This window comes from Streptomyces prasinopilosus (genome assembly GCF_001419695.1).
GTDB classification, from domain to species: domain Bacteria; phylum Actinomycetota; class Actinomycetes; order Streptomycetales; family Streptomycetaceae; genus Streptomyces; species Streptomyces prasinopilosus.
The window spans coordinates 1-1,593 of sequence record NZ_LIRG01000304.1; the positions used below are offsets into that span (position 1 = coordinate 1).

The 1,593-nt window shown below is 70.8% G+C and carries 1 protein-coding gene; it reads right to left on the reverse strand.

Annotated elements, in window-relative coordinates; translation table 11 throughout:
* The coding region (locus AOK18_RS13810) for a phosphoenolpyruvate carboxylase (RefSeq protein ID WP_157865093.1) at nt 1-1,336 on the reverse strand (1,336 nt) is incomplete at its 3' end.
* Nucleotides 1,337-1,593: the final 257 nt, after the last annotated feature.

Sequence of the window (1,593 nt, forward strand, 5' to 3'; positions counted from 1 at the left end):
GTTCCTTGGCGAGGAGCTTGGTGCGGTAGTCGCGGGGCATGTCGGTGTAGCGCCAGGATTCCTCACCGAGCCGGTCGAACAGCTGGCCGAGGGCGTGGTGGTGGGCGTCGGCGTGTTCGCGCACGTCCATGGTGGCGAGCTGGAGGCCGAAGGCGGCGAGGGTGCGGATGGTGCGGGCGAGGCGGCCGTCGGCGAAGAGGGCGCCGCGGTGCTCGCGCAGGGAGGTCTGGACGATCCGCAGGTCGGCGAGGAGGTCGCCGGTGCCGAGGTAGTCGCGGCCCTTCTGGTGGGGGGTGTCCTGGGCGAGGCGCTGCTTGGTGTTCTCGAGCTTCTGCCGGATGCAGGTGGCCTTGAGCCGGTAGGGCTCCTCGGCGTTGAGGCGCTTGTAGCGGGGGCTGATCTCGGGGAGGTTGTCGAGGTCGGCCTTGAGGGAGTCGAGGAGTTCGTCGGTGGCGCCGGCGTAGCGGATGGAGTTGGACAGGAATCCGCGGAGTTCGTCGATCATCTCCAGGGCGTCGTTGATGCCGTGTTCGTGCTGGAGGATGAGGACGTCCCAGGTGACCTGGGGGGTGACGTTGGGGTTGCCGTCGCGGTCGCCGCCGATCCAGGTGCCGAAGGTGAGGGGACGGGTGTCGTCGGGGAGGGTGACGCCGACGCGTTCGAGTTCGGCGGTGAGGTCCTCGAGGACGTCGCCGACGGCGCCCGCGTGCAGTTCGTCGAGGTAGTAGACGGCGTTGCGGGCCTCGTCGGCGGGTTCGGGGCGTACGACGCGCAGTTCGTCGGTCTGCCAGACGAGGTCGATGTTCTCGGCGAGGCGGGTGTCGAGGCGGCGCCGGTCGCTCTCGATGACGGGGGTGTCGAGGAGGGCGGCGATGCGGCGCAGCTTGTTGAGGACGGAGCGGCGGGCGGCCTCGGTGGGGTGCGCGGTGAAGACCGGGCGGACGTTGAGGTTGCGCACGGTGTCGCGCAGGTGCTCGGGGTCGGCGTCCTTGAGGCGGTCGGCGGTGCGGGAGAGCAGTCCGCCCTCGGTGGCGCGGCGGGCGCGCAGTTCGCGGCCGCGGTGCACCTGTTCGGTGACGTTCGCCAGGTGGAAGTAGGTGGAGAAGGCGCGGACCAGCTTGGCGGCGGTCTCGAGTTCGGTGCCGCGCAGCAGTTCGGCCGCGGCCTCGCCGTCCTCGCGGGTGAGGCGGCGGACCTTTTCGACGAGGTCGAGGAGTTCGGGGCCCTCCTGGCGCACGAGGGTCTCTCCGAGGAGGTCGCCCAGGCGGCGGATGTCGGCCCGCAGTTCGCTGCTCGTGGTCGCCGTGGACACGGTCTGGTCGTCGGCACTGCTCACAGGTGCGGCTCCTTGCAGTGTGGAAGCTGGTCTGGAGGGGTCCGGACGGCGCCCGTGGGCGGCTGGCGCCGCATACGGGCCGGGTCGTCCGGGAAGGGGGTGGTTCAGAGCGGACCGCGCTGTCCGACCGGTTCCAAGGATAGGTCTCGGGCGGGACGCGCAGGTGCGTGGGCTCTTGCCGCCGGGCCGCGCACTGCCATACTTACGATGCCGTAGGTTACGGTTCCGTAGGAAACGCCGTCCGGTCCCGGCAGCCC